Origin of the sequence: Isoptericola variabilis 225 (genome assembly GCF_000215105.1) — a bacterium.
In the GTDB taxonomy this organism is placed as follows: Bacteria; Actinomycetota; Actinomycetes; order Actinomycetales; family Cellulomonadaceae; genus Isoptericola; species Isoptericola variabilis_A.
Genome location: NC_015588.1, coordinates 471,842 through 495,757 on the forward strand (window position 1 = coordinate 471,842; position 23,916 = coordinate 495,757).

Annotated in this window: 21 protein-coding genes; 11 read left to right on the plus strand and 10 right to left on the minus strand. The window is 72.5% G+C overall.

The features are described from left to right. Positions 1 to 4: 4 nt before the first annotated feature. Together ISOVA_RS16665 and ISOVA_RS02250 are read right to left on the minus strand one after the other, a co-directional pair. Positions 5 to 760 (minus strand): hypothetical protein, encoded by a 756-nt coding sequence (locus ISOVA_RS16665; RefSeq protein WP_013837637.1) that lies wholly within the window; start codon positions 758 to 760, stop codon positions 5 to 7. 95 nt (positions 761 to 855) lie between these two features. Continuing rightward, a complete protein-coding gene (locus tag ISOVA_RS02250; protein WP_013837638.1) occupies positions 856 to 1,434 on the minus strand; it encodes an alpha/beta hydrolase family protein in 579 nt (192 codons plus the stop codon). Positions 1,435 to 1,504: 70 nt separating this feature from the next. Between ISOVA_RS02250 and ISOVA_RS02255 the strand changes: the two genes are divergently transcribed. Then, on the plus strand, positions 1,505 to 2,104 hold the full coding sequence (locus ISOVA_RS02255) for a pentapeptide repeat-containing protein (protein ID WP_013837639.1): 600 nt from the start codon (positions 1,505 to 1,507) through the stop codon (positions 2,102 to 2,104). 16 nt (positions 2,105 to 2,120) lie between these two features. On the opposite strand, the gene ISOVA_RS02260 is transcribed toward ISOVA_RS02255, so the two are convergent. Further along, complete coding sequence (locus tag ISOVA_RS02260; RefSeq protein ID WP_013837640.1) at positions 2,121 to 2,975, minus strand: universal stress protein; 855 nt, start codon at positions 2,973 to 2,975, stop codon at positions 2,121 to 2,123. Positions 2,976 to 3,027: 52 nt separating this feature from the next. Next, positions 3,028 to 3,660, minus strand: a complete 633-nt coding sequence (locus ISOVA_RS02265; RefSeq protein ID WP_013837641.1) for a hypothetical protein — start codon at positions 3,658 to 3,660, stop codon at positions 3,028 to 3,030. A gap of 221 nt (positions 3,661 to 3,881) precedes the next feature. On the opposite strand from ISOVA_RS02265, the gene ISOVA_RS02270 reads away from it, so the two are divergent. Next, positions 3,882 to 6,449, plus strand: coding sequence for an ATP-dependent Clp protease ATP-binding subunit (locus ISOVA_RS02270; protein WP_013837642.1), 2,568 nt, complete (start codon positions 3,882 to 3,884; stop codon positions 6,447 to 6,449). A gap of 80 nt (positions 6,450 to 6,529) precedes the next feature. Here the strand turns inward: ISOVA_RS02270 and ISOVA_RS02275 are convergent, their stop codons facing one another. From ISOVA_RS02275 to ISOVA_RS02285, 3 genes are read right to left on the minus strand one after another with little or no spacing between them, the layout of a single operon-like run. Beyond that, a complete protein-coding gene (locus ISOVA_RS02275) occupies positions 6,530 to 7,213 on the minus strand; it encodes an HAD hydrolase-like protein (protein ID WP_013837643.1) in 684 nt (227 codons plus the stop codon). Positions 7,214 to 7,229: 16 nt separating this feature from the next. Continuing rightward, complete coding sequence (locus ISOVA_RS02280) at positions 7,230 to 8,252, minus strand: NAD-dependent epimerase/dehydratase family protein (protein WP_013837644.1); 1,023 nt, start codon at positions 8,250 to 8,252, stop codon at positions 7,230 to 7,232. A gap of 19 nt (positions 8,253 to 8,271) precedes the next feature. Next, positions 8,272 to 9,045, minus strand: coding sequence for an IclR family transcriptional regulator (locus ISOVA_RS02285; RefSeq protein ID WP_013837645.1), 774 nt, complete (start codon positions 9,043 to 9,045; stop codon positions 8,272 to 8,274). Between the two features lie 70 nt (positions 9,046 to 9,115). Here ISOVA_RS02285 and ISOVA_RS02290 point away from each other — a divergent pair, with 70 nt between their 5' ends. Then, entirely contained in the window at positions 9,116 to 9,763 is a 648-nt protein-coding gene (locus tag ISOVA_RS02290; RefSeq protein ID WP_013837646.1) for a bifunctional 4-hydroxy-2-oxoglutarate aldolase/2-dehydro-3-deoxy-phosphogluconate aldolase, read from the plus strand. Continuing rightward, positions 9,760 to 10,866 (plus strand): sugar kinase, encoded by a 1,107-nt coding sequence (locus ISOVA_RS02295; protein WP_013837647.1) that lies wholly within the window; start codon positions 9,760 to 9,762, stop codon positions 10,864 to 10,866. Before ISOVA_RS02290 ends, ISOVA_RS02295 begins: the two co-directional genes overlap by 4 nt. Positions 10,867 to 11,078: 212 nt before the next feature. On the opposite strand, the gene ISOVA_RS02300 is transcribed toward ISOVA_RS02295, so the two are convergent. Next, entirely contained in the window at positions 11,079 to 12,116 is a 1,038-nt protein-coding gene (locus ISOVA_RS02300; protein ID WP_013837648.1) for a LacI family DNA-binding transcriptional regulator, read from the minus strand. Between the two features lie 342 nt (positions 12,117 to 12,458). Here ISOVA_RS02300 and ISOVA_RS02305 point away from each other — a divergent pair, with 342 nt between their 5' ends. The 6 genes from ISOVA_RS02305 (at position 12,459) to ISOVA_RS02330 (ending at position 19,226) form a co-directional block, all read left to right on the plus strand. After that, complete coding sequence (locus tag ISOVA_RS02305; protein ID WP_013837649.1) at positions 12,459 to 13,466, plus strand: ABC transporter permease; 1,008 nt, start codon at positions 12,459 to 12,461, stop codon at positions 13,464 to 13,466. Next, positions 13,460 to 14,377 (plus strand): carbohydrate ABC transporter permease, encoded by a 918-nt coding sequence (locus ISOVA_RS02310; RefSeq protein WP_013837650.1) that lies wholly within the window; start codon positions 13,460 to 13,462, stop codon positions 14,375 to 14,377. The genes ISOVA_RS02305 and ISOVA_RS02310 overlap by 7 nt, the downstream gene beginning before the upstream one ends. Positions 14,378 to 14,503: 126 nt before the next feature. Next, positions 14,504 to 16,141 (plus strand): ABC transporter substrate-binding protein, encoded by a 1,638-nt coding sequence (locus ISOVA_RS02315; RefSeq protein WP_233275937.1) that lies wholly within the window; start codon positions 14,504 to 14,506, stop codon positions 16,139 to 16,141. 109 nt (positions 16,142 to 16,250) lie between these two features. Continuing rightward, positions 16,251 to 17,834, plus strand: coding sequence for a GH39 family glycosyl hydrolase (locus ISOVA_RS02320; RefSeq protein WP_013837652.1), 1,584 nt, complete (start codon positions 16,251 to 16,253; stop codon positions 17,832 to 17,834). Position 17,835: 1 nt separating this feature from the next. Beyond that, entirely contained in the window at positions 17,836 to 18,597 is a 762-nt protein-coding gene (locus ISOVA_RS02325) for a DUF624 domain-containing protein (protein WP_013837653.1), read from the plus strand. Between the two features lie 83 nt (positions 18,598 to 18,680). Beyond that, complete coding sequence (locus ISOVA_RS02330; RefSeq protein ID WP_013837654.1) at positions 18,681 to 19,226, plus strand: ferritin; 546 nt, start codon at positions 18,681 to 18,683, stop codon at positions 19,224 to 19,226. Positions 19,227 to 19,307: 81 nt separating this feature from the next. Here ISOVA_RS02330 and ISOVA_RS02335 read toward each other — a convergent pair whose 3' ends face one another. Further along, a complete protein-coding gene (locus ISOVA_RS02335) occupies positions 19,308 to 21,323 on the minus strand; it encodes an alpha-glucuronidase (protein WP_013837655.1) in 2,016 nt (671 codons plus the stop codon). A gap of 10 nt (positions 21,324 to 21,333) precedes the next feature. Continuing rightward, positions 21,334 to 22,752, minus strand: a complete 1,419-nt coding sequence (gene uxaC / locus ISOVA_RS02340) for a glucuronate isomerase (RefSeq protein ID WP_013837656.1) — start codon at positions 22,750 to 22,752, stop codon at positions 21,334 to 21,336. Positions 22,753 to 22,893: 141 nt separating this feature from the next. On the opposite strand from uxaC, the gene ISOVA_RS02345 reads away from it, so the two are divergent. Further along, complete coding sequence (locus ISOVA_RS02345) at positions 22,894 to 23,880, plus strand: LacI family DNA-binding transcriptional regulator (protein ID WP_013837657.1); 987 nt, start codon at positions 22,894 to 22,896, stop codon at positions 23,878 to 23,880. Positions 23,881 to 23,916 lie beyond the last annotated feature (36 nt).

The window sequence follows — 23,916 nt, forward strand, 5'->3', positions numbered from 1 at the left end:
CGGCTCAGTCGCGGGGCCGCCGGCCCCACCACACGGCCGCGCCGCCGCCGAGCACGGCGATCGAGCCCGCCACGATCCCGACACCCGGCCACACCTCTGCGACGCGGTCCCGCTCGGTGCGGACCGAGAGCTCGGGCAGCTCGCCCGAGAACGACTCCGCCAGGCTGCGGCCCTGCTGCGCGAGCTCGGCGTGCGCGGCCCCGGCCGACGGCGACGGGCTGGTCTCGGGGCTGGGGCTCGGGCTCGGCGACGGGCTGGGGCTCGGCGACGGGCGCGCGCTCGTCGGGCTGGGCGAGGGCTCGGCGTCGCGCGACGGCGCGGCGCTCGCCGCGGGCGTCGTCGGACGCGCCGCGGGCGGGGGCTCGGGGCTCGACGGCGGCGGCGCGGTGCAGGTGCGTCCGCCCGCGCCCTCCGACCACTCGCCCACGCCCGGCACGTTGACGTACGCGACGCAGTAGCCGGACGGCATCGCGGCGGCCGCGCCCGCGAACGTGACGAAGCCCGCGGCCGACGTCGCGGCGTCGACCTTGACGCGCAGGTTCTCCGTGGACGAGCCGTCGAGGCTGCGCAGCCGGTACGTGACGTTCGCGCCGACCACGGCCCGGTCGGGGCCGAAGCTCACGCCCGCCACGGTCACCGAGAGCGCGTCCGACGGGTCCGCCGCGACCGCCGGCGCCGAGGCCGCGGCCGGCGCGAGAGCCGCCGCCGACGCGAGGCCCACCACGCACACGGCGCGGGTCACGGGGCGCAGCAGACGCACGGACGGCCTTCCTCGACGTCGGGACCCGCGGACCGGCGCGGGCGCACACATCGTAGGGGACGCCTCGGCGACGCCGGCACCGTCCGCCGGGGCGGTCAGAGAGCCTCGACCCACCGCGCCACGGCGGCCGCGACCTCGGCGTCGCGACCCCTGAGGTCGTGCGCGCCGGGCAGCGTGACGTGGGTGACGGGCCCGGGGATCGCCGCAGTGTGCTCGGCGAGCTCCTCGGGGCTGCCGAAGGGGTCGCGGTCGCCCGAGACGAGCAGCACCGGCACGTCGAGCCGAGGCAGGTGCTCGACCCGGAGCCGGTCCGGCCTGCCCGGCGGGTGGAGGGGGTAGCTGAGCAGCACGAGCCCCGCCGCGGGCAGGCCCTCGGCCACCGCCATGGAGCACATGCGGCCGCCGTAGGAGCGGCCGCCCAGCAGCAGGCGCTCCGTCCCGACGCCCAGCTCGGCCGCGAACCGCTCGGCCTCCGACCGCACGTGCGCGATCGCGACGGGCGGGCGGTCGGGCATCCGGCGGCCGGCGAGCCGGTACGGGAAGTCCACGCGCCGGGTGCGCAGCGGCGGCTCGAGCTCGTCGAGCGCGCGCTCGACCGCGACGAGCGCCCGGTGCTCACGGGTCGCGCCCGCGCCGGGCGTGAGCAGCAGGCCGGCGGGGCGGGTGGTCGTCATGGCGACAAGTCTGCCGGGTCCGCGCCCGCGCCGGTCGGGATGTCGGCGGGCGGGCGTAGCGTGCGGCGGCATGGGACCTGACGGGCCGGCGCGCAGCGTGCGGGACGAGGACTGGTACGGCCGGGATCTCTCGGGCGAGGTGCTGGAGGGGGTCGAGCTCGTCGACGTCGACCTGACCGAGGCGCGGGCGACGGGAGCGACGTTCTCCGGGTGCACGTTCCGCGGCGTGCGGTTCAACGCCTCGGCGTGGACCGAGTGCGCCTTCACCGGCTGCCGCTTCCAGCGGTGCGTGCTCTTCGACGCCGCGTTCGAGCGGTGCAAGCTCGTCGGGTCGACGTTCGACGACTGCCGCTTCGACCTCGTGCGCGTCGAGCGGGGCGACTGGTCGTTCGTGACGCTGCGCCGCGCCGACCTGGGCGGGGTGCGCATCGAGGGCGCGCGCCTGCGCGAGGCCGACCTCACCGAGGTCCGGGCGCGCGACGCCGTCCTGGTGGGCCTCGACCTGTCGGGTGCCGAGCTCGGGCACCCCGACCTGCGCGGTGCCGACCTGCGCGGCAGCGACCTGACGGCGCTCGACCCGAGGGCCGCCCTGCTCGACGGCGCCGCGGTCGACCCCGACCAGGCCGCCGTGCTCGTCGAGAACCTGGGGCTCGTCGTCGTGCCGGCGTGAACGCCGACGGGAGCGCTCAGCGGCGGACGACGGTGACCGGACAGCTCGCGTAGTCGAGCGCCTGGCGGCTCACCGAGCCGAGCACGAGACGCTCGAAGCCGCCGAGCCCGCGGGCGCCGACGACGAGCCGCTCTGCGGTGCGGGAGGCCTCGAGCAGCACGCGCGCGGGGGCGCCGTGCTCGACGCGCTGCCGCAGCCGCTCCTCGGGCAGGTCGACGCCCGAGCGCTCGACGGCCGCCGCGAGGCACTCGCGCGCGAACCGCTCGTAGTCGTCGAGCGGGGGCGCCCAGCCCCACGAGCCGGGCAGCGGGGCGAGCGTCGTGATCTGCCACGCGAACACGGCCTCGAGCACCGCGCCCGTGCGGGCCGCGACCTCCCCGGCGTGTCGCAGCGCGGCGACGCTCGGCGGCGAGGTGTCGACGCCCGCGACGACGGTCGCCGGTCCCTCGGACTCGTGCGGCGCGTCTTCCTCGCCCGGCGTGTCGTGGTGCCGCACCACCGTCACGGGGACGGTCGCGTGCTCGACGATGCGCGAGGAGACCGAGCCCAGGACGAGCCGGCCCAGGCGGCCGCGGTCCCGCCGTCCGAGGACGAGCATGTCGGCGTCGGCGCTCGCCTCCAGCAGCGCGTCCGCGGCCGGGCCGTGCACGACCTCGGCCGACGCCTCGATCGTCGAGCCGGTGCGCTCGCGGGCGCGGTCGAGGACGTCCTGGACGACCGCGCGCCGGCGCTCGAGCTCCTCGGGGTCGTCGCTCGCGACGGCGAGCGCGGCCGTGAGCGGCACCTGCCGCGACGCGGCCTCCGCCAGGGCCCAGTCGAGGGCCTCGTCCGACTCGACGGATCCCTTGACGCCCACCACGATGCCGCGCATGGCCGCAGCATACGGCGGCCCGCGCGGTCCGGCAGGGCCGGCCGCGCGCGGGCTACCGGCGCGACCCGCGCTCGTCGTCCTGGAGCTGCGGCCGGATCGGGCGCGTGACGACGTCGACCCGGTCCACGAGGTCGGCCGGCCCGGTGATGACGAGCGCCCGGTCGCCCGTCGGCACGTAGACGGCCGCGACGTCGCGCACGGTGACGCGCGCGCACGCGGCATCCGTCCCGTCGACGGCGAAGCGCGTCCGCTCGAGCGGCACCCGGTCGACCTCGGCGACGATCGCGCGCATCGCGCTGCGGTAGTCCTGGTACTCGTCGGCGAAGTCCGGCAGCGGCCGGGCGCCGCCCTCGCCGTCCGGCTCGACCGGGGCGGCGATGTCGGCGTGCAGCGGCGCGGCGAGCGCCCCGCTGGCGGCCGCGCGCACCACGTCCTCGACGACGTCGTCGGCCGCGGCGGCGCGCAGCGTCTCGACCTCGAGCGACTCGCCCGCGAAGGTGCGGTACGCCCGCAGGAAGCGCTCGCACGTCGGGTCGTGCGCGTCGTCGTGCCCCGTGACGGCCTCCTCCTCGAGGTCGAGACCCCACGTGAGCGGGTCGTCGACCTCGCCGACGAGGCCGGAGAAGCGCGACATGCGCGCGTCCTCGGGTTCCCAGCGGCCTTGCCGCGGCTCGGTCTCGTCCATCGGTCCTCCCTGTGCGGTGCCCGACGTCGCCGACGTCCTGTGACCGAGCGTGCCCCCGGCCCCGCGTCGCTGCAAAGGGGACGCGCCGTCACGCCCCTGGCGAACATGGGCATCCCCGGGCGGGGAGCCGGGTTGGGAACGCATAGAGTCGTAGCGGTCAGGCTGTAGCCGTCGAAGAATCCGACGGGGAGCAGGAAACGCCGCTCGTGAGGGAGCAGCACATGTTCGAGAGATTCACGGACCGAGCCCGTCGGGTGGTCGTCCTCGCTCAAGAAGAGGCGAGGATGCTCAACCACAACTACATCGGCACCGAGCACATCCTGCTCGGTCTCATCCACGAGGGTGAGGGCGTCGCCGCCAAGGCGCTGGAGTCGCTGGGCATCTCGCTCGACGGCGTGCGCACGCAGGTCACCGAGATCATCGGTGAGGGCCAGCAGGCGCCGAGCGGGCACATCCCGTTCACGCCGCGCGCCAAGAAGGTGCTGGAGCTCTCGCTCCGCGAGGCGCTGCAGCTGGGCCACAACTACATCGGCACGGAGCACATCCTGCTCGGCCTCATCCGCGAGGGCGAGGGCGTCGCGGCGCAGGTGCTCACCAAGATGGGTGCCGACCTCAACAAGGTGCGCCAGCAGGTCATCCAGCTGCTGAGCGGGTACCAGGGCAAGGAGCCCGTCGCGACCGGCGGCCCCCAGGAGGGCCAGCCGTCCGGCTCGGCCGTCCTGGACCAGTTCGGCCGCAACCTGACGCAGGCCGCCCGCGAGGGCAAGCTCGACCCGGTCATCGGTCGCACGACCGAGATCGAGCGGGTCATGCAGGTGCTGTCGCGCCGCACCAAGAACAACCCCGTCCTCATCGGCGAGCCCGGCGTCGGCAAGACGGCCGTCGTCGAGGGCCTGGCCCAGGACATCGTGCGCGGCGACGTGCCCGAGACGCTCAAGGACAAGCAGCTCTACACGCTGGACCTGGGCGCGCTCGTGGCCGGCTCGCGCTACCGCGGTGACTTCGAGGAGCGCCTGAAGAAGGTGCTCAAGGAGATCCGCACCCGCGGCGACATCATCCTGTTCATCGACGAGATCCACACGCTCGTCGGTGCGGGTGCCGCCGAGGGCGCGATCGACGCCGCGAGCATCCTCAAGCCGATGCTCGCGCGCGGCGAGCTCCAGACGATCGGCGCCACGACGCTCGACGAGTACCGCAAGTACGTCGAGAAGGACCCGGCCCTGGAGCGCCGCTTCCAGCCGATCCAGGTCGCTGAGCCGTCGCTCGAGCACGCGATCGAGATCCTCAAGGGCCTGCGCGACCGGTACGAGGCGCACCACCGCGTGTCCATCACGGACAGCGCGCTGGTGTCCGCGGCCACGCTCGCCGACCGGTACATCAACGACCGGTACCTGCCGGACAAGGCGATCGACCTCATCGACGAGGCGGGCGCGCGCCTGCGCATCCGCCGCATGACCGCTCCGCCCGAGCTCAAGGTCCTCGACGAGGAGATCGCCGAGGCCCGCCGGGAGAAGGAGTCGGCGATCGACGAGCAGGACTTCGAGAAGGCCGCCGGCCTGCGTGACAAGGAGAAGCAGCTCACGCAGAAGCGCGCCGACAAGGAGAAGGCCTGGAAGTCGGGCGACCTCGACTCCGTCGCGGAGGTCGACGAGGAGCTCATCGCCGAGGTGCTGGCGATGTCGACCGGCATCCCGGTCGTCAAGCTCACCGAGGAGGAGTCCAGCCGCCTGCTGCACATGGAGGACGAGCTGCACAAGCGGGTCGTCGGCCAGGAGCAGGCGATCAAGGCGCTCTCGCAGGCGATCCGCCGCACGCGTGCGGGCCTCAAGGACCCGAAGCGCCCCGGTGGCTCGTTCATCTTCGCCGGCCCCACCGGCGTCGGGAAGACCGAGCTCGCCAAGGCGCTCGCCGAGTTCCTCTTCGGCGACGAGGACGCGCTCATCCAGCTCGACATGTCCGAGTTCTCGGAGAAGCACACGGTCTCGCGCCTGTTCGGCTCCCCGCCCGGGTACGTCGGCTACGACGAGGGTGGTCAGCTCACGGAGAAGGTGCGCCGCCGTCCGTTCTCGGTCGTCCTGTTCGACGAGGTCGAGAAGGCGCACGCGGACATCTTCAACACGCTGCTGCAGGTGCTCGAGGACGGTCGCCTGACCGACTCGCAGGGCCGCGTGGTGGACTTCAAGAACACCGTGATCATCATGACCACGAACCTCGGCACGCGGGACATCGCCAAGGGCGTCCAGACCGGCTTCAACGCCGGCGGCGACCTGGTGACCTCCTACGAGCGCATGAAGGCCAAGGTCAACGAGGAGCTCAAGCAGCACTTCCGCCCCGAGTTCCTCAACCGCGTCGACGACGTGGTGGTGTTCCCGCAGCTGTCCCAGGACGAGATCATCCAGATCGTCGACCTGGAGATCGCCAAGCTGGACCGCCGCCTGCGCGACAAGGACATGGGCATCGAGCTCACCCCCGCCGCGAAGCACCTGCTCGCGGAGAAGGGCTACGACCCGGTCCTCGGCGCCCGTCCGCTCAAGCGCGCCATCCAGCGGGAGATCGAGGACGCCCTGTCCGAGAAGATCCTGTTCGGCGAGCTCAAGGCCGGCGAGGTCGTGATCATCGACGGCGAGGGCGAGGGCATCCTCGGCGAGTTCACGTTCCGCGGCGTGCCCAAGAAGGAGCACGAGCGCGGGCCGGTGGCCGTCGGCGCCTCCGCCGCTCTCGACGCGCCGACCGGCGTGTCGGTGCACGACCTGCCCCCGACCGGCGAGATGCAGGCCGGCGCGGAGTGAGTCGTGTGACGCTGACCTGAGCCACGAAGGCCCCGGACCCTCCTCACAGGGTCCGGGGCCTTCGTCGTTGCGCCTCGCGGTCAGGCGAGGCGGGCGAGCACCGCGTCGGCGAGGTGCGCGACGTCGTCGACGAGCGCGACGGCGCCGGCCGCCTCGAGCTCGCCGGGCGCGGCGTAGCCCCACGTGACGCCGAGGCAGCCGATGCCGTGCGCGGCGGCGCCGTGCACGTCGTGCTCGCGGTCGCCGACCATGAGGACGGGCCCGTCGGCCGCGGCGTCGACGGGCGAGACGCGGCCCAGCGAGGCGAGAGCCTTGGCGATGACGTCGGCCTTGGTCGAGGTAGCCTCGTCGAGCGGCGCGCCGAAGACGTCGTCCACGAGCGGCGTGAGGCCGAACCGGTCGCAGATGGGCCGGGCGTAGACCTCGGGCTTGGACGTCGCGACCGCGAGCGTGCACCCGGCGTCGCGCAGGGTGCGCAGGGCGTCCGGGACGCCGTCGAACACCGCGTTGTCGTACATGCCGCCCGCGGTGAACGCCGCGCGGTACTGGCGGACCGTCTCGGACAGCAGCTCGGGCGGGACGCCGTGCCGCGGGAACGAGTCGGTGATGGGCGGGCCGACGAACGAGCGCAGCGTGGCGGCGTCGGGCACGGGCAGGCCGAGCGCGTCGTACGCGTGACGGACCGACGCCACGATGCCGGGCGCGGAGTCCATGAGCGTGCCGTCGAGGTCGAGCAGGACGAGCGGTGCGGGGGAGCGAGTCACCCGAGCAGGCTACGGGTCACAGCGAGCGGGCGTGCTCCACCAGGCGGTCGAAGCCCGCGTCGAGCTCGGCGTCGACCCGCTGCGCCTCGGGGCGCGCGTCGTACCAGGCGACCTGCTCGAACGCGGCCTCGTCGTACGTGATGGTCGTGCCGAACTCGGGCACGAGCGCGCGCAGCTTGGAGCAGTCGAAGACCATCGAGTGCGCCTTGTCGCCGAGCAGCCCGGGCCCGACGCCGGGCAGCACGCGCGCGATCGTCTCGGACGCGACGTGCACCAGCTCGGGCTCGTCGACGCCCGCCGCGTGCGCGAGCCACGTGTAGACCTGGTCCCACGTGGGCGCGTGCGTGCCCATGATCTGGAACGTGTCGCCGGCGGCGAGCGGGTGGCCGAGCAGGCCGACGAACCCGACGGCGAAGTCCTCGGTGTGCGTGAGCGTCCACAGGCTCGTGCCGTCGCCGTGCACGACGACGGGCCGGCCCGCCCGCATCCGGGCGACGTCGGTCCAGCCGCCGGTCGTGGGGATGAGCGTGCGGTCGTAGGTGTGCGACGGCCGCACGATCGTCGCGGGGAACCCGTGCTCCCGGTGCGCGCGCACGAGTACGTCCTCGCACGCGATCTTGTCGCGCGAGTACTGCCAGAACGGGTTGCGCAGCGGCGTCGACTCGGTGACGGGCAGGCGCGACGGCGGCGTCTGGTATGCCGAGGCGCTCGAGATGAACACGTACTGGCCGGTCCGCCCGAGGAAGCGGGCGACGTCGCGGGCCACGTGCTCGGGGGAGAAGGCGCGGAACTGCGCGACGACGTCGAACTCGCGCCCGCCGAGCGCGGCGTCGACCGCCGCGTCGTCCGTGACGTCCGCGACGAGCGTCTCGACCTCGTCCGGGAGCGGGCGCGTGGTCGACCTGCCCCGGTTGAGCACCGTGACGCGGTGACCGCGGGCGACCGCGCGGGCGACGGACGCCGAGCTGATGATGCCCGAGCCGCCGATGAACAGGACGTCGAGCGGGTTGTGGGTGCCCCGGACTGTCATAGGTGCCATCGTGCCCGACGGCGGTGGCTCACGCCGACGGGATCGTCAGCCCGGCGGGCAGGTGGGCCGGTAGCACCTCGCGGAGCGCGGCGACGCGCGCCGCACGGGCGTCGCCCGCGAGCCGCTCGGCCGGCGCCGTGATCGACACGGCGGCGACGGGCCGTCCCGCCCGCAGCAGCGCGACCGCGACGCACGCGATGCCCGCCTCGTTCTCCTCGGTCTCGGCGGCGACGCCGGTCGACCGGGCCCGGGCGAGCACCTCGCGCAGCCGCTCGACCGACGTGTCGGAGCCGGCGAACGCGGCGAGCGCTCCGTCGTCGGGCACATCGCGGAGCGGGCCGGCGGCGAGCAGCGCTCGTCCGAGCGCCGTCGTCGCGGCGGGCCTCCGGCGCCCGACGGCGGACCACACCCGCACGGGCCGCTGCGGCTCGACCTTGTCGAGGTAGACGACCTCGCGCCCCGCCAGGACGCCGAGGTGGACGAGCTCGTCGACCGCGCCGCACAGCGCCTCGAGCGCGGGGCGCAGCAGCGCGGGCAGGTTCTCCTCGGCGAGGAAGGTCGTGCCGAGCGCGAGCACGGCGGGCCCGAGGCGGTACGTGCCGTCGTCGGCCTGCTCGGCGTAGCCGCGGTGCCGCAGCGCCGCGAGCGTGCGGTGCAGCGTGGACTTGTTGGCGCCGACCTCGGCGGCGAGCGCGGCGAGCGAGGTGCCCGACGCGCCGGCCCGCGCGAGCGCGTCGAGCGTGAGCAGCGCCTTGTCGACGCTGCCGAGCGGGCTTGCCGCGCTGCCGGGCGCTTGGGGCACGGGTCCTCCGTGGGCTAGAGTGCGTTCCGTTCTGAACAACCGGCGTTCACCATAGCGAAACGGAGCCACGATGTCATCCGACACCGTCCTCGAGTCCCTCGCCGCCCACCGGCTCGTGCCCGTCGTCGTGGTCGACGGCGCCGAGCAGGGTGCGCGGCTCGCCGACGCACTCGTCGCGGGCGGCCTGCCCGTCGCCGAGATCACGCTGCGCACGGCCGGCGGGCTCGACGCGATCCGCGCCGTCGCCGCGAACCAGCCCGACGTCGTCGTGGGTGCCGGCACCGTCACGACCGCCGCGCAGGTGGACGACGTCGTCGCCGCCGGCGCGCGGTTCATCGTGTCGCCGGGGCTCTCCGAGGCCGTGGTCCGCCGCGCGCAGGAGCACGGCGTCCCCGTGCTGCCCGGCGTCGCGACGCCGACCGAGATCATGGCCGCGCTCGACCTCGGCATCGAGACCGTCAAGCTCTTCCCGGCGTCCGTGGTCGGCGGCCCGGCCGCGATCAAGGCCTTCGCGGCGCCGTTTCCGCAGCTGCGGTTCGTGCCCACCGGCGGCGTGAGCGCCGCCAACCTGCCCGAGTACCTCGCGCTGAAGCCCGTGCTGGCCGTCGGCGGCTCCTGGATGGTGGACAAGTCCCTCGTCGCCGCGGACGACTGGGACGAGATCACCCGCCGCACGCGCGAGGCCGTCGACCTCACCCAGAAGGAGACCGTCCGATGAGCAGCCCGTCCCTGACCGTCCGCCCTGCCGCCGAGTGCCGCTACGACGTCGTCGCGCTCGGCGAGGTCATGCTCCGCCTCGACCCGGGCGACCGGCGCATCCGCACCGCCCGGACGTTCGACGTCTGGGAGGGCGGCGGCGAGTACAACGTCGCCCGCGGCCTGCGGCGCTGCTTCGGCCTGCGCGGCGCGATCGTCACGGCGCTCGCGGACAACGAGGTCGGCCGCCTCGTCGAGGACTTGATGCTCACCGGCGGGCTCGACACGTCCTGGGTCCGGTGGCGCGAGTACGACGGCATCGGCCGCTCCGTGCGCAACGGCCTCAACTTCACCGAGCGCGGCTTCGGCGTGCGCGGCGCGGTGGGCGTGAGCGACCGCGGCAACACCGCGATCGCGCAGATGCAGCCCGGCGACGTCGACTGGGACGCGCTCTTCGGCTCGGGCGTGCGCTGGTTCCACACGGGCGGCATCTTCGCGGCCCTGTCGGAGTCGACGGCCGAGGTCGCCGAGGCGGCCATGTCCGCGGCCCGGCGCCACGGCACGATCGTGTCCTACGACCTCAACTACCGCCCGTCGCTGTGGAAGGGCATCGGCGGCGTCGAGCGGGCGCGCGAGGTCAACCGCCGCCTCGCCCGGCACGTCGACGTCATGATCGGCAACGAGGAGGACTTCACCGCGTCGCTCGGCTTCGAGGTCGAGGGCGTCGACGAGAACCTCACCGACCTCGACACGGCCGCGTTCCGGTCGATGATCAAGACCGCCTCGGAGGAGTACGCCAACTTCCAGGTCATCGCGACGACGCTGCGCGGTGTGCGCTCGGCGTCGCGCAACGACTGGGGCGCGATCGCGTGGTCGCGCGCCGAGGGCTTCGTCGAGTCGACGCACCGCCCGGACCTGGAGATCTTCGACCGCGTCGGCGGCGGCGACTCCTTCGCCTCGGGCCTGGCGTACGGGCTCATGGAGCTCGGCTCGCTGCAGGAGGCCGTCGAGTACGGCGCCGCGCACGGCGCGCTCGCCATGACGACGCCGGGCGACACCACGATGGCGACGCTCGCCGAGGTCGCCAAGCTCGCCAAGGGCGGCAGCGCGCGCGTCCAGCGCTGACACCCCCCGCGAGGTAGCGCACGATCCGGCGAGGTAGCGCTGCGCGGCGCGAGGTAGCGCGTTCTGCGTCGAGGTAGCGCGTTGTGCGTCGAGGTAGCGCGCGGCGGCGGCGTCCGGGGCCGCCGTCGCGCGCTACGTCGCGCGCTCGTGCGCTACCTCGCGGGGTGGGGCGCTACCTCGCGGGGTGGGGCGCTACCTCGCCGGGTGGGGCGCTACCTCGGCGGGGGAGCGGTCGACTCGCGCACGACCAGCTCGGTGGCCAGGTTCACGCGCCGCATGAGCGGGGTCTCGCCGGCGGCGAGCTCGAGCACCATGCGCGTCGCGATCGCACCCATCTCGGACAGCGGCTGGCGCACGGTGGTGAGCGCGGGGCCGGTCCACTGCGCGAGCGGCAGGTCGTCGTACCCGACGACCGACACGTCGTCGGGCACGCGGAGCCCGAGCTCGAGGGCGGCGCGCAGGACGCCGAGCGCCTGCATGTCGGAGCCGGCGAAGATGCCGGTCGGCCGGTCGGGCGCGGACAGGAGCCGGAGGCCCTCGGAGTACCCGGCCTCGACGTAGAAGTTCCCGATCCGGACCAGGTCAGGGTCGAACGCGACGCCGGCCTCGGCGAGCGCGCTGCGGTAGCCGTCGACCCGCGCGCGGCTGCACAGCATGTCGGCCGGCCCCGAGATCGCCGCGATGCGCCGGTGGCCCAGCTCGAGCAGGTGGCGGGTCGCGGCGAGGCCGCCGTTCCAGTTGTCCGACCCGACGGTCGGGACGTCCGCGGGCGGCTCGCCGTCCGTGTCGATGACGACGAACGGGATCGCCCGGCTCTCGAGCATGCTCTGCTGCGCCGGCGTCAGCCGGGACGCCACGAGCAGCACCCCGACCGGAGGACGGGCGAGCGTCGTCTCGAGCCACGCGCGCGGCGGGCGGTGCTCCCCGCCCAGCTCGGACAGGATCACGCTCGTGCGTGCCGCCGCGGCCGCCTGCTCCACGCCGCGGATGATCTCCATCGACCACGTCGAGCCCAGGCGGTGGAACACGAGGTCCACGAGCCCCGCACCCTGCGTCGGCGCGGCCTGGCGTCGCCGGCGGTAGCGGTGCCGGGTCAGGGCCTCCTCGACGCGGGCGCGCGTCGCCGGTGCGACGTCGCTGCGGCCGTTGAGCACCTTGGACACCGTGGGGACGGACACGCCGACCTCGCGCGCGATCTGCGCGATCGTCGGCACCGCGCCGTGCGCGGTCGCTGAGGTGGGCTGGGCCATCGGGCCTTCTCGTCGAGGGGCTGTCTGTCAGGCGGGCCGGCGTCGTCGCCGTCTCGCAACTTTCGATATGAAGGTACACCAGGCGGGCACCTTCCGGCGGACGGTGCGTACGTTTTCATCCGTGGCGGCGACGCTGCTTCGCGACGCAGTGCGACGTCCTTCGCGCGACATCACGGAGACCTGTCATCAGACTGTGATGCCGTTGGCACTTGACCGCCGTGTGATCCACGTCCTAGTGTCCCCACGTCGGAAACGTTTTCAAAGCCGAAAGTTTCGACGCCCGACGGCCGAGGATGGTCAGGCCGGGCCGGACCACGACGACGTGACACACCGGGAGCACGCATGGCACAAGGCGCAGGGACGGTCCCGGCCGCCCCCGTCGGGGTGGACACGCGTGAGGCGTCGCTCAGCGGCACCCGAGGCCTCGGCCGCCGGGGACGGCGCGGCCACCAGACGTGGGCGGAGGCGCTCCGCAAGGACTGGCGGCTCTACACGCTCATCATCGCGCCGGTGGTGTTCCTCCTGCTGTTCCGGTACGTGCCGATGCTCGGGAACGTCATCGCGTTCCGCCGGTACCGTCCCGGCGGCTCGATCTTCGGTGACGAGTTCGTCGGGCTCTACTACTTCCAGATGTTCATCCAGGACGACAAGTTCTGGGACGTCTTCGGGAACACGCTGATCCTGGGTGCACTCACGCTGGTGGTCTGCTTCCCGCTGCCGATCATCCTGGCGCTGATGCTCAACGAGGTGCGCTCGCGCGTCTTCAAGCGCACGGTGCAGACGATCACCTACCTGCCACACTTCATGTCGATCGTCATCGTCGCCGGCCTGGTGCTCGAGCTGACCGCGATCAACGGCACGATCAACCAGGTGATCCGCGCCATGGGCGACGACCCGATCCCGTTCATGCAGCGCGCCGACTGGTTCCGCACGATCTACGTGACGTCCGAGGTGTGGCAGACGGTCGGTTGGGGCACGATCCTCTACCTTGCCGCGCTCACGACGATCGACGACCAGCTCTACGAGGCCTCGCGGATCGACGGGGCCAACCGTTGGCAGCAGACATGGCACATCACGCTGCCCGGCATCCGGCCGACCATGATGGTCCTCCTCATCCTCAACATCGGGACGTTCATGGCCGTCGGGTTCGAGAAGGTCCTGCTGCTCTACAACCCGCTCACCTATGACACCGCCGACGTGCTCTCCACGTACCTGTACCGCGTGGGGCTCGAGAGCGCGAGCTATTCCTACGCGGCGGCGATCGGCCTGTTCGAGGCGGTCATCGGCGTCGTCCTCGTCGTGACCGCGAACCAGATCTCCAAGCGAGCGACGGGAGCATCCCTGTGGTGACCACGACCTCCACCCCGGACATCACGGCGGTCAGGACCGTCCCGGTCACCGTCAAGGACAGCGTGGGCTACAAGGCGTTCCGCGCGGTCAACGCCGTCGCGCTCGTCGTCATCTGCGGCCTCACGCTCTACCCGTTCGTCAACCTCGTCGCGAAGGCGTTCAGCTCGCAGGCGATGATCGCCTCGGGCCAGGTCAACCTGTGGCCGCGCGGGTTCAACCTCACGACGTTCGAGGGCGTCATGAGCGACCCGTACTTCTGGGTGACGTACAAGAACACGGTGGTGTACACGGTCGTCGCGACGGCGATAGCCATCGCGATCACGACGACGTTCGCCTACGCGCTGTCGAAGCCGCACCTCAAGGGGCGTGGGTTCTTGGTGGGCCTCGCGTTGGTGACGATGCTCTACTCCGGCGGACTCATCCCGAACTACCTGCTCGTCAGCTACCTCGGGTTCAAGGACACGATCTGGGCGATCGTCCTGCCGAACGCGATCAACGTCTTCAACCTCCTGGTCATGAAGTCGTTCTTCGACAACTTCCCGCGGGAGCTGGAGGAGGCGGCGGCCATCGACGGCATGTCGACGTACGGAATCTTCTTCCGGATCGTGCTTCCGCTGTCCAAGGCCGTGGTCGCGACCATGATCCTGTTCTACGCGGTGCAGTTCTGGAACTCCTGGTTCCAGGCGTACCTCTACTTCAACGATCGCGACCTCTATCCGGTCACCCTCTACCTGCGCAACCTGCTGGCCGCGGCGATGTCCACCGAGAACCTGGGGACCGACAGCGTGCAGATCCAGGCCAACGTCAAGTCGGTCGCGATGCTGCTCACGGTGCTGCCGATCATCCTGGTCTACCCCTTCATCCAGAAGTACTTCGTGCGCGGCGTGATGCTCGGTTCGGTCAAGGGCTGACCGAGGCCCTTCGCACGACAGCCCGTCGACCACCACCGTCGGGCACTGCACGACAAGAGAACGATCCACTGGATCGTCGCGAACGACGACGTTCAGCACCGGAGGAGAACAATGAGGATCACCCCCATGAAGGCCACCGCGGGCATCGCCGCCTCGGCCCTGGCCGTCACGCTCACGGCGTGCACGTCCGGCGGCGGCGGCGAGGCCGCGAGCGGCGAGATCGACATGGAGTCGCAAGTCGGCTACATGGAGAACTTCGACGTCGGGACCACCTTCAAGGCGACGGAGCCCGTCGAGTTCGGTCTGCTGTACCGCGACCACCCGGACTACCCGTTCCGGGCCGACTGGTCCGTCGTGCAGCACCTGGAGCAGGACCACAACGTCACGTTCGACTACGTCAACGTGCCGCTCGCCGACCTTCAGACCCGACGCTCGGTGCTGATCAGCTCCGGCGAGGCGCCCGACATCATGCCCTCGATCTACGCGGGTGAGGAGCGCCAGTTCGTCTCCGGCGGCGCGCTCCTGCCGATCAGCGACTACGTCGAGCACATGCCCAACTTCCTCGACAAGATCGAGCGGTGGGGGCTCGAGGCCGAGATCGAGAACCTCCGCCAGGCCGACGGCAAGTACTACCTGCTCCCCGGCATCCACGAGATCGCGAAGCCGCAGTACTCCATCGCGATCCGCAAGGACCTGTGGGAGAAGGCAGGCCTCACCGAGGACCCGGCGACGTGGGACGAGTTCGCCACCCAGCTCGAGGCTGTCAAGCAGGCCAACCCGGAGCTCGAGTACGCGTTCTCCGACAAGTGGTCGATCAACAGCCCGATGGAGCAGACGCTCAACGCGGCCGCACCGAACTTCGGCACCCTCGCGGGGGTCGGTCTCAACGGCGGAGGCCTGTGGTGGGACGAGGAGGCCGGCGAGTTCAGCTACGCCCCGGCGTCGGACGGCTACCGAGAGCTCGTCACCTACTTCGCCGGGCTCGTCGAGGCGGGTCTCATGGACCCGGAGTCGGTCACCCAGCAGATGGAGACCGGCGAGCAGAAGTTCGCGTCCGGCTCCGTCGCGGCGATCAGCTCGAACGACCAGGAGCTCGTCAAGTACCGTGCCAACTTCGAGCAGACGGGGAACACGGAGGCGGAGGTGCACCAGATCGTGGTCCCGGCCGGCCCGTACGGGAGCTACCTGGCCCCGGGCTCGCGCCGTGAGTCGGGCATCGTCTTCGCCGCCTCGGCTGCGGAGCAGGACGACTTCCTCGCGATGCTGCAGTTCGTCGACTGGTTGTACTACTCCGACGAGGGCCTCGAGTTCGCCAAGTGGGGCGTCGAGGGCGAGACCTACACCAAGGACGCGTCGGGCAAGCGCACCCTCATGGAGGACATCGACGTCAACGGCCTGAACCCGGGCGCGCCCAAGGAGCTCCGCAAGGACTTCGGCTACCACAACGGCGTCTGGATGCTGGCTCACGGCTCGACCGAGGACCTCGACAAGTCCATGCTGCGCGAGGAGGTCATCGCGTTCCTCGACGGCATGAACGAGAAGGAGGAGCTGCCGCTCCCGCCGGCCATCGCGTACGACGAGATGCAGCAGGAGCAGGCAGGCCTGCTGCAGACCAACCTGCTCGACATCGTCAACCAGAACACGGCCGCGTTCATCGTGGGCGACCGCCCGCTGTCCGAGTGGGACGCCTACGTGGCCGAGCTCGAGGGCGCCGGCATGCAGGACTACGTGGACCTGGCCAACAGCACTCTCGAGCAGGAGTGACCCGCGCGGTCACGCCTCGACCCTGAGCATGCGGCGCCAGGTGGCCGTCCGGCCGCCCGGCGCCGCATCTCTTCGTACGACCCGCAGAGCGCCCCACCCGAGGAGATCCATGTCACGCACCGTCGTGCCCGCCGAACCCGTCAGCACGCTCGACGACGCGTGGCGCGCGTGCGTCGGCACGGGCCGGTTCAACCTGGCGCTGCGCAAGGACTACCAGGAGTCGCTCGCCCTGGTGCAGCGTGATATCCGGTTCCGGTACATCCGCGGGCACGGCCTGCTGTCCGACGACGTGGGCGTGCACCGCCCCTACGACAAGGACGGCCACCAGGGGACGCGCTACTCCTTCACGTACGTCGACCAGGTGGTGGACGCCTACCTGTCCCTGGGCATCAAGCCGTTCCTGGAGCTCGGCTTCATGCCGTCGGGACTGGCGTCCGGGGACCAGACGGTGTTCTGGTGGAAGGGCAACGTGACCCCGCCCCGCAGCTACGACGAGTGGGCCGCGCTCGTGCGAGCCGTCGTCGGACACCTCGTCGATCGGTACGGACTCGCCGAGGTGCGCACCTGGCCGATCGAGGTGTGGAACGAGCCCAACCTGGGGCACTTCTGGAAGGGCGCCTCGCTCGACGAGTACCTGCGGCTGTACGAGGTCACGGCGCACGCGGTCAAGGACGTGGACGCGGAGCTGCAGGTCGGCGGGCCCGCTCTGGCGCCCGGCGGCGAGGAGTGGTGGGCGCCGTTCGTCGACTTCGTGACGGCGAAGGACGTGCCCGTCGACTTCGTCTCCTGCCACGCCTACACGACCGGCCCGGCCCAGCACGTGCCGTTCGGGGTGTACCAGACGCTGCGTCCCGCGTCGTCGCTGCTGGAGCAGTTCGCGACACCCTCCCGAGTGCTGGCCGGATCACCCCTCGAGGGCAAGCCGGTGCACGTGACCGAGTTCAACTCCAGCTACCGGCCCGACAACCCGGTGCACGACACCGCGTACAACGCCGCCTACCTCGCACCGGTCCTGGCGGGCGGCGGGGACCACGTCGACTCCTTCGCCTACTGGACGTTCAGCGACACGTTCGAGGAGGAGAACATCCCCACGTCGATCTTCCACGGCGGCTTCGGCATGCTCACCCACCGGCAGGTCCGCAAGCCGACCTACCACCTGTACGCCTTCATGGCCCGCATGGGCACGTCCGTGCTCGCGCGGGGTGACGACCACCTCGTCACGCGCGACGACCAGACCGGTCGTGTGACGGTCCTGGCATGGCAGCCGGTCGGAGGCACCGACGACGTCGTCGAGCCGCAGCGTCACGAGCTCGAGCTCCTGATCCCGGTCGGGGCGCCGGCGGCGCGCCGTACGGTCGACGCCGCGACGGCGCCGACCGCGCCGCGGGCCTACGTGCACCGCTCCGTCGTCAACGAGACCGCGGGTAACGCCTGGGCCGCATGGCGCGAGATGGGCCGGCCCGCGTCGCCCTCGGCGCGTGCGCTCGACGCTCTGCACGAGGCCTCCGAGCCGTCGCGCTCAGCCTCCTCCCTGCCGGTCGTCCCCGGGGACGACGGTGTGGGCCGGGTCGACCTGTCCCTCGTGCTGGGCAGGCACGAGGTCACGCTGGTCGAGATCGACCCTGTGGTGGACGAGACGCCCGCATGGCTCGACGACTCCCGCATCCTGGGCCGTGGCCCTTACGGTGGATGACGTGAGCACCGACCACCGGGGCGACGCTCCACGCGGCTCGTGGCCCGAGGACCCGCCGACGACGCCGGCCTCGGTCGGTGGTCGCGCCCGTCCAGCCGGCGATCTCGGCGAGGGTCCGCTCGGGCGGATCACCGGTACCGTCTACTGGTTCCTCATCGTGGGGCTGCTCCTCGTCCTGTCGTCGCTGCCCTCGATGGTGCTGCTCGTCCTGCTCGACCGGGCGAGCAGCAACGCGCTGCTGGTCCCGCTCTGCCTCGTGCCCGCCGGCCCGGCGCTCTCGGCCGCGCTGTACGCGCTGCGGGACCGGGGCCGGGCCGAGTCCCTCACTCCCGGGCGGTCCTTCTGGAAGGGCTACCGCCTCAACGCGCTCGACGTGCTGCGACTGTGGACGCCCGCGATGCTCGTCCTCGGTGTGATCGCGTTCTCGGTGGTCAACATCGGACAGGTGGGCGTGCCGCGCGCGTACGCCGTCGTGCTGCTCGTGATCGGTGCGGGCATCCTCCTCTGGGCGCTGCAGGCGCTCACGATCGTGTCGTTCTACACCTTCCGGGCACGCGACGTCGCACGGCTCGCGATCTACTACCTGGTGCGGCTTCCTCTCGTGACGCTGGGCGTGCTGTCGCTCCTCGTCGTCGCTGCGGCCGTCGTGTGGCTGACGTCCGAGGGAGTGCTCGCCCTGTTCTCGGTGATCTGGGTGTGGTTCCTGCTCAACAACGCCCGTCCGCTGCTGCGCGACGTCGAGCAGCGCTTCGTGGCGCACTGAGGCGGGCCCGCCGAACCCCACGCCCCTGCCTCGACGTCCATGTCGCGGATGTGCCGGATCGGGGTTGGGCCTAGCCTGGCCGCATGACCGACACGTCGAAGAGTGCGGAGTTCTGGCGGCTGCTCGGCGAGCAGGTGGGGCACGAGTTCGCGGCCCACCAGCAGTACACGGCCATGGCCGTGTGGTTCGACAGCCACGACCTGCCGCAGCTCGCGCGGCACTTCTACCGGCAGGCGCTCGAGGAGCGCAACCACGCGATGATGATCGTCCAGTACCACCTGGACCGGTCGCGTCCCGTGTCGATCCCGGGCACGCCGGACGTGCGCAACGACTTCGCGGACGTCGTCGAGCCGCTGCAGCTCGCGCTCGACCAGGAGCAGCAGGTCACCGCGCAGATCGAGGCGATCTTCCGCGCGGCGCGGTCCGAGGGCGACGCGCTCGGCGAGCAGTTCATGCTGTGGTTCCTCGAGGAGCAGGTCGAGGAGGTCGCGGCGGCGACCACGCTGCTCACCGTCGCCAAGCGGGCCGGCGACAACCTGTTCGACCTCGAGAACTACGTCGCGCGCGAGCAGATCGGCGACTCGGGCGAGTCGGCCGACGCCCCGCGCGCGGCCGGGGGCGCGCTCTAGCCTCCCGCTGTGGGCGTGATTTCTGTTGTTCTGAACCGGAAGAAACCGGACTAACCGGGCCAGAAATCACGCCCACAGCGCTCACGAAAAGATCGTGCGGCCGCGGGCGTCGGGGATCCCGGACTTGCGGAAGAAGTACGTGTTGACCTGATCCCGCCACTCGGTCGCCGAGCGCAGCTGCTCGGCGAGCCGCTCGCGCACGCGCAGGGCGACGTCGGCCGGCACGAGGTCCGCGACCGACTCCCACGTGCGGACCATGCGCTCGACCCGCTCCACGCCCTCGAAGTGCGTGTCGTAGACGTGCTGGATCACCGTCGAGCCGCTGTGCAGCACGTGCGTGTACGGCACGTGGTGGAAGAACAGCAGCAGCTCGTCGGGGCACGTCTCGAGCGACTCGTAGACGTCGCGCCACGGCGGCGGGTACTGGCCGGTGTAACCGGTGCCGGTCGCACGCGTGCGGTCGACGCCGATCCCGTCGCGGTCGGCGAAGTGGTACGTCCCCCACGGGGTGTACTCGTAGCCGTCGACGTCGGGGCCGTAGTGGTGCCCTGGCCGCACCATGAACCCGACGCCGAGCGGGGCGGTGTACAGCTCGTAGGTGCGCCACGAGTCGTCGAGCAGCAGGTGCAGGCCCGCCCGCAGCGCGTCCGGCGCGCCGGGGAAGGTCAGCGAGATCCACTCGTCGAGGACGTCGACCGGGTCGAGCGTGGGGTCCCAGGCCAGACGGCCGTAGGCGTAGAGGTTGGCCTGGGCCAGCGGGTGGCCGGTCCAGAACCGGTCGTCGCCGACGTTCGAGACCGCGGCGAGGCCGCCCGCGGGCCCGACGACGTCGGCCACGGTGGCGCCCTCGTCGCCCCACGGGCGCCAGCGCAGCACCTCGCTCCACGCCGTGCCGAGGTACACCGCGTGCCGCTGCTGCCCCGTGTACTCCTGGGTCACCTGGAGCTCGAGCGCGAGACGGGTGCGCGGCATCGCGGCCAGCACGGGGGAGACGGGCTCGCGCACCTGGAAGTCGAGCGGGCCGTGCTTGACCTGCACGATCACGGTGTCGGCGAACCGGCCGTCGAGGGGCGCGAAGTGGTCGTACGCCGCGCGGGCACGGTCCGTCGACCGGTCGCGCCAGTCCTGCGTGTGGTTGTAGACGAACGCGCGCCAGTGGACGAGCCCGCCGTGCGGCGCCACCGCCTCGGCGAGCATGTTCGCGCCGTCGGCGTGGTCGCGCCCGTAGGCGAACGGGCCGGGCTGGCCCTCGGAGTCGGCCTTGACGACGAAGCCGCCGAAGTCGCCGATCGTGTCCCACACGCGGTCGGCGGCCTCGCGCCACCACGCCCGCACGCCCTCGTCGAGCGGGTCCGACGTCGGTAGCCCGCCGAGCGTCATCGGCGCGGCGAAGCTCACCGACAGGTGGACACGGATCCCGTACGGCCGGAAGGCGTCGGCGATGCGCGCGACCTCGCCCAGGTCGTCGGTGAGCAGCCGCGCCTCGCGCGCGTGCACGTTGACGTTGTTGATCGCGACGCGGTCGATCCCGACGGCGGCGAGCAGCCGCGCGTACTCGCGCACGCGCGACAGGTCCTCCCGCACGCGGCCGTCGGCGTAGAAGATCGACCCGCCCGCGTACCCGCGCTCGACCTGACCCATCACCGGGTGGACGTCGACGTTGTCCCAGTGGTCGAGCATGCGCAGGGCCGAGGCCGGCGCGTGCGTCCCGTCGGTGTCCGGACCGGCGAACGCCGCCTCGCCGAGGCGCACGACGTGGAAGTAGCCGTGCAGCAGCGCGCGCGGCGAGGCGGCCGTGACGGTGACGTGGCCGCGCTCGCGCCGGAACCTGAACCCCTCGGAGCTGTCAGGCGCCGGTGACCCCAGAGGGTCACGAGCCTCTGACGGCTCGCGGTGCACGAGCTCGAGGCGCAGGCCGGTCGGGCCGTCGTGCAGGCCGAGCGCGGCGACCTCGTCGCGCAGCGTGGCGAGCACCTCGGCGTCGCCCGGGCCGGCACCGGGGGGAGTGGCGGTGTCGGGCAGCACGAGCCCGACGCCGCGCCGCGCGACGGCGGCGAACGCCTCGTCCGGGAGCCAGGCGGGGTGCACGGTGGTCACGGCCCGACCCTCACCGACGCTCGTACGCCGCCAGCGGCAGGCGGTACGCGAGGTCGACGGCGGTGTCGAGCGCCTCGTCGAGGTCGAGCCGGTGCTCGGCGACGAGCCGCGCGAGGTACCCGGCGTCGACGCGTCGGGCCAGGTCGTGGCGTGCGGGGATCGAGCAGAAGGCACGCGTGTCGTCGACGAAGCCGCTCATGTTCGAGAAGCCGGCCGTCTCGGTGGCGGCCTCGCGGAACCGGCGCATCGCGTCGGGCGCGTCGAGGAACCACCACGGGGCGCCGAGCCGCAGCGCCGGGTAGACCCCGGCGAGCGGCGCGAGCTCGCGCGAGTACACGTCCTCGTCGACCGTGAACGCGATCATGCGGAACCGCGGGTGGTGGCCGAACGCGTCGAGCACGGGTCGCAGGGACCGCGTGAACTCGGTGACGACGGGGATGTCGTAGCCCTTGTCCGGGCCGAACGCCGCGAAGGGGGCGCTCGCGTGGTCGCGCAGCACGCCCGGGTGCAGCTGCATGACGAGCCCGTCCTCGGCCGACATCGCCGCCATCTGGAAGAGCATGTGCCCGCTGAACGCCTGGGCCTCGGCTGCGGTGACGGTGCCGGCGAGCGCGGCGTCGAAGACCCGCCGCGCCTCGGCGTCGTCGAGCGGCGTGGTGTCGGCGAACAGGTGGCCGTGGTCGGTCGCGCGGGCGCCCGCGGCGACGAACCGCTCGCGCTGCGTGCGCAGGGCCTCGAGGTAGCCGTCGTACGACGACACGTCGACGCCCGACGCCGCGGCGAGCCGCTCGAGGTCCTCGCGCCACGTGGGCCGGTCGGGGTGCAGCAGCGGGTCGGGGCGGAACGTCGGCAGCACCCGCTCGCCGTAGCCGTCGGCCGCGAGCTTGGCGTGGTCGTCGAGCGTGGCCCACGCAGGGTCGGTCGTCGCGATGACCTCGATGCGGAACCGGTCGAGCAGCGCGCGCGGCCGGAAGTCCGGCTCGGCGATGCGCGCGGCGACCTGGTCGTAGATCGCGTCGGCCGTCTCGGCCGAGGGGCGCTGCGTCACGCCGAAGATCTCGACGAGCTCGTGCTCGAGCCAGTACCGCGTGGGCGTGCCGCGGAAGTGCTTCCAGCCGGCGCAGAACCGGCGCCAGATCTCGCGCGGGTCCGTCTCGACGGCCTCGTCCGCCGTCGAGCCGACGCCGAGGCGCGGCAGCGTCTCGCCCTGCGACACGAGCATGCGCGTGAGGTAGTGGTCGGGCACGACGAAGAGCTGGGCCGGGTCCCCGAACGACGTGTCCTGCGCGAACCACTCGACCGGCACGTGCCCGTGCATCGAGACCAGCGGGAGGTCCTTCGTCGCCGCGTAGATCTCGCGCGCCAGGTCGCGCGTGGCCGGGTCGGCCGGGAGAGCCCGGTCCGGGTGCAGGGTCCACGGCTCGCTCACGGGTGCCTCCTCGTCGAGTGGTGTGACAACGTTTGCATCCTAGCGCCACACGGGGGACGTGGGGCAATCCGTCCCGCGATCGACCGTCGCGCTACAGTGGGTCCACGCAGGTCCGGTGACAACGTTCGCAGGAGGTGGGTCATGGTCACGGTGCACGACGTCGCTCGCGCGGCCGGCGTGTCGATCTCGACCGTCTCCCGCGCGCTCGCCACGCCCGACCGCGTCGCGGGGGCCACGCGCGACCGGGTCACGGCCGCGGCGCGCGAGCTCGGCTACCGCCCCAACCGCGCCGCGAGCGTCCTGCGTGCCGGCCGCACGGGCGCGTTCGGCCTCGTCGTCCCCGACCTGGCCAACCCCTACTTCGCGGCTGTCGCCAAGGGAGCCCAGGCACGGGCCCGCCAGCGCGGCCTGGGCCTCTTCGTCGTCGACACCGACGAGGACACCGAGCTCGAGGCCGAGGCGATCGCCCACCTCGCCCCGCAGACCGACGGGATCCTCCTGTGCTCGCCGCGGGCCGTCGACGGCGCGCTCGCCGCGCTCTCCGGACGGCCCGTCGTGCTCGTCAACCAGCACGTCGACGGCGTCGCGTCGGTCGTGACCGACCAGGCGGGCGGCATGCTGCGCGCGGTCGAGCACCTGCGCGCGCTCGGGCACCGCCGCGTCGCGTACGTCGGCGGTCCGCGCAGCTCGTGGTCGGACGGCCGCCGGCGCGAGGGCCTGCGCCGCGCGGCCGAGCGGTTCGACGACGTCGAGCTCGTCGAGCTCGGCGACTTCCGCCCGCAGGTCGTCGGCGGCCACGCGGCGGCGGACCTCGTCCTCGCCTCGGGCGCGACGGCCGTCGTGACGTTCAACGACCTCGTCGCCGTGGGCCTCGTCGCCCGCCTGCGCGCCCGCGGGCTGCAGGTCCCGCGCGACCTGTCCGTCGTCGGGTGCGACGACTCGTACGTCGCCTCGCTCGTCGACCCGCCGCTCACCACGCTGCGCGCCGACCTCGGCGAGGTCGGGCGGCGGGCGGTCGACCACCTCGCCGGTGTCGCCGGGCCCGACGCCGGTGCCCCCGCCGACGTCCCGCCGCTCGACGTCGAGCTCGTCGTCCGCGACTCGACCGCACCGCCGCCCGCCGGCTGACCGCCCGCCCACCATCCGCGACCTGACGGAGGACCC

Bases quoted from the DNA above. Each gene is read 5' to 3' on its own strand.
- ISOVA_RS02260 (WP_013837640.1), bottom strand. From the start codon at position 2,975: ATGCGCGGCATCGTGGTGGGCGTCAAGGGATCCGTCGAGTCGGACGAG.
- ISOVA_RS02345 (WP_013837657.1), top strand. From the start codon at position 22,894: ATGGTCACGGTGCACGACGTCGCTCGCGCGGCCGGCGTGTCGATCTCG.
- ISOVA_RS02300 (WP_013837648.1), bottom strand. From the start codon at position 12,116: ATGGCCCAGCCCACCTCAGCGACCGCGCACGGCGCGGTGCCGACGATC.
- ISOVA_RS02305 (WP_013837649.1), top strand. From the start codon at position 12,459: ATGGCACAAGGCGCAGGGACGGTCCCGGCCGCCCCCGTCGGGGTGGAC.
- ISOVA_RS02265 (WP_013837641.1), bottom strand. From the start codon at position 3,660: ATGGACGAGACCGAGCCGCGGCAAGGCCGCTGGGAACCCGAGGACGCG.
- ISOVA_RS02255 (WP_013837639.1), top strand. From the start codon at position 1,505: ATGGGACCTGACGGGCCGGCGCGCAGCGTGCGGGACGAGGACTGGTAC.
- ISOVA_RS02250 (WP_013837638.1), bottom strand. From the start codon at position 1,434: ATGACGACCACCCGCCCCGCCGGCCTGCTGCTCACGCCCGGCGCGGGC.
- ISOVA_RS02270 (WP_013837642.1), top strand. From the start codon at position 3,882: ATGTTCGAGAGATTCACGGACCGAGCCCGTCGGGTGGTCGTCCTCGCT.
- ISOVA_RS02290 (WP_013837646.1), top strand. From the start codon at position 9,116: ATGTCATCCGACACCGTCCTCGAGTCCCTCGCCGCCCACCGGCTCGTG.
- ISOVA_RS02295 (WP_013837647.1), top strand. From the start codon at position 9,760: ATGAGCAGCCCGTCCCTGACCGTCCGCCCTGCCGCCGAGTGCCGCTAC.
- ISOVA_RS02315 (WP_233275937.1), top strand. From the start codon at position 14,504: ATGAAGGCCACCGCGGGCATCGCCGCCTCGGCCCTGGCCGTCACGCTC.
- ISOVA_RS02320 (WP_013837652.1), top strand. From the start codon at position 16,251: ATGTCACGCACCGTCGTGCCCGCCGAACCCGTCAGCACGCTCGACGAC.
- ISOVA_RS02330 (WP_013837654.1), top strand. From the start codon at position 18,681: ATGACCGACACGTCGAAGAGTGCGGAGTTCTGGCGGCTGCTCGGCGAG.
- ISOVA_RS02280 (WP_013837644.1), bottom strand. From the start codon at position 8,252: ATGGCACCTATGACAGTCCGGGGCACCCACAACCCGCTCGACGTCCTG.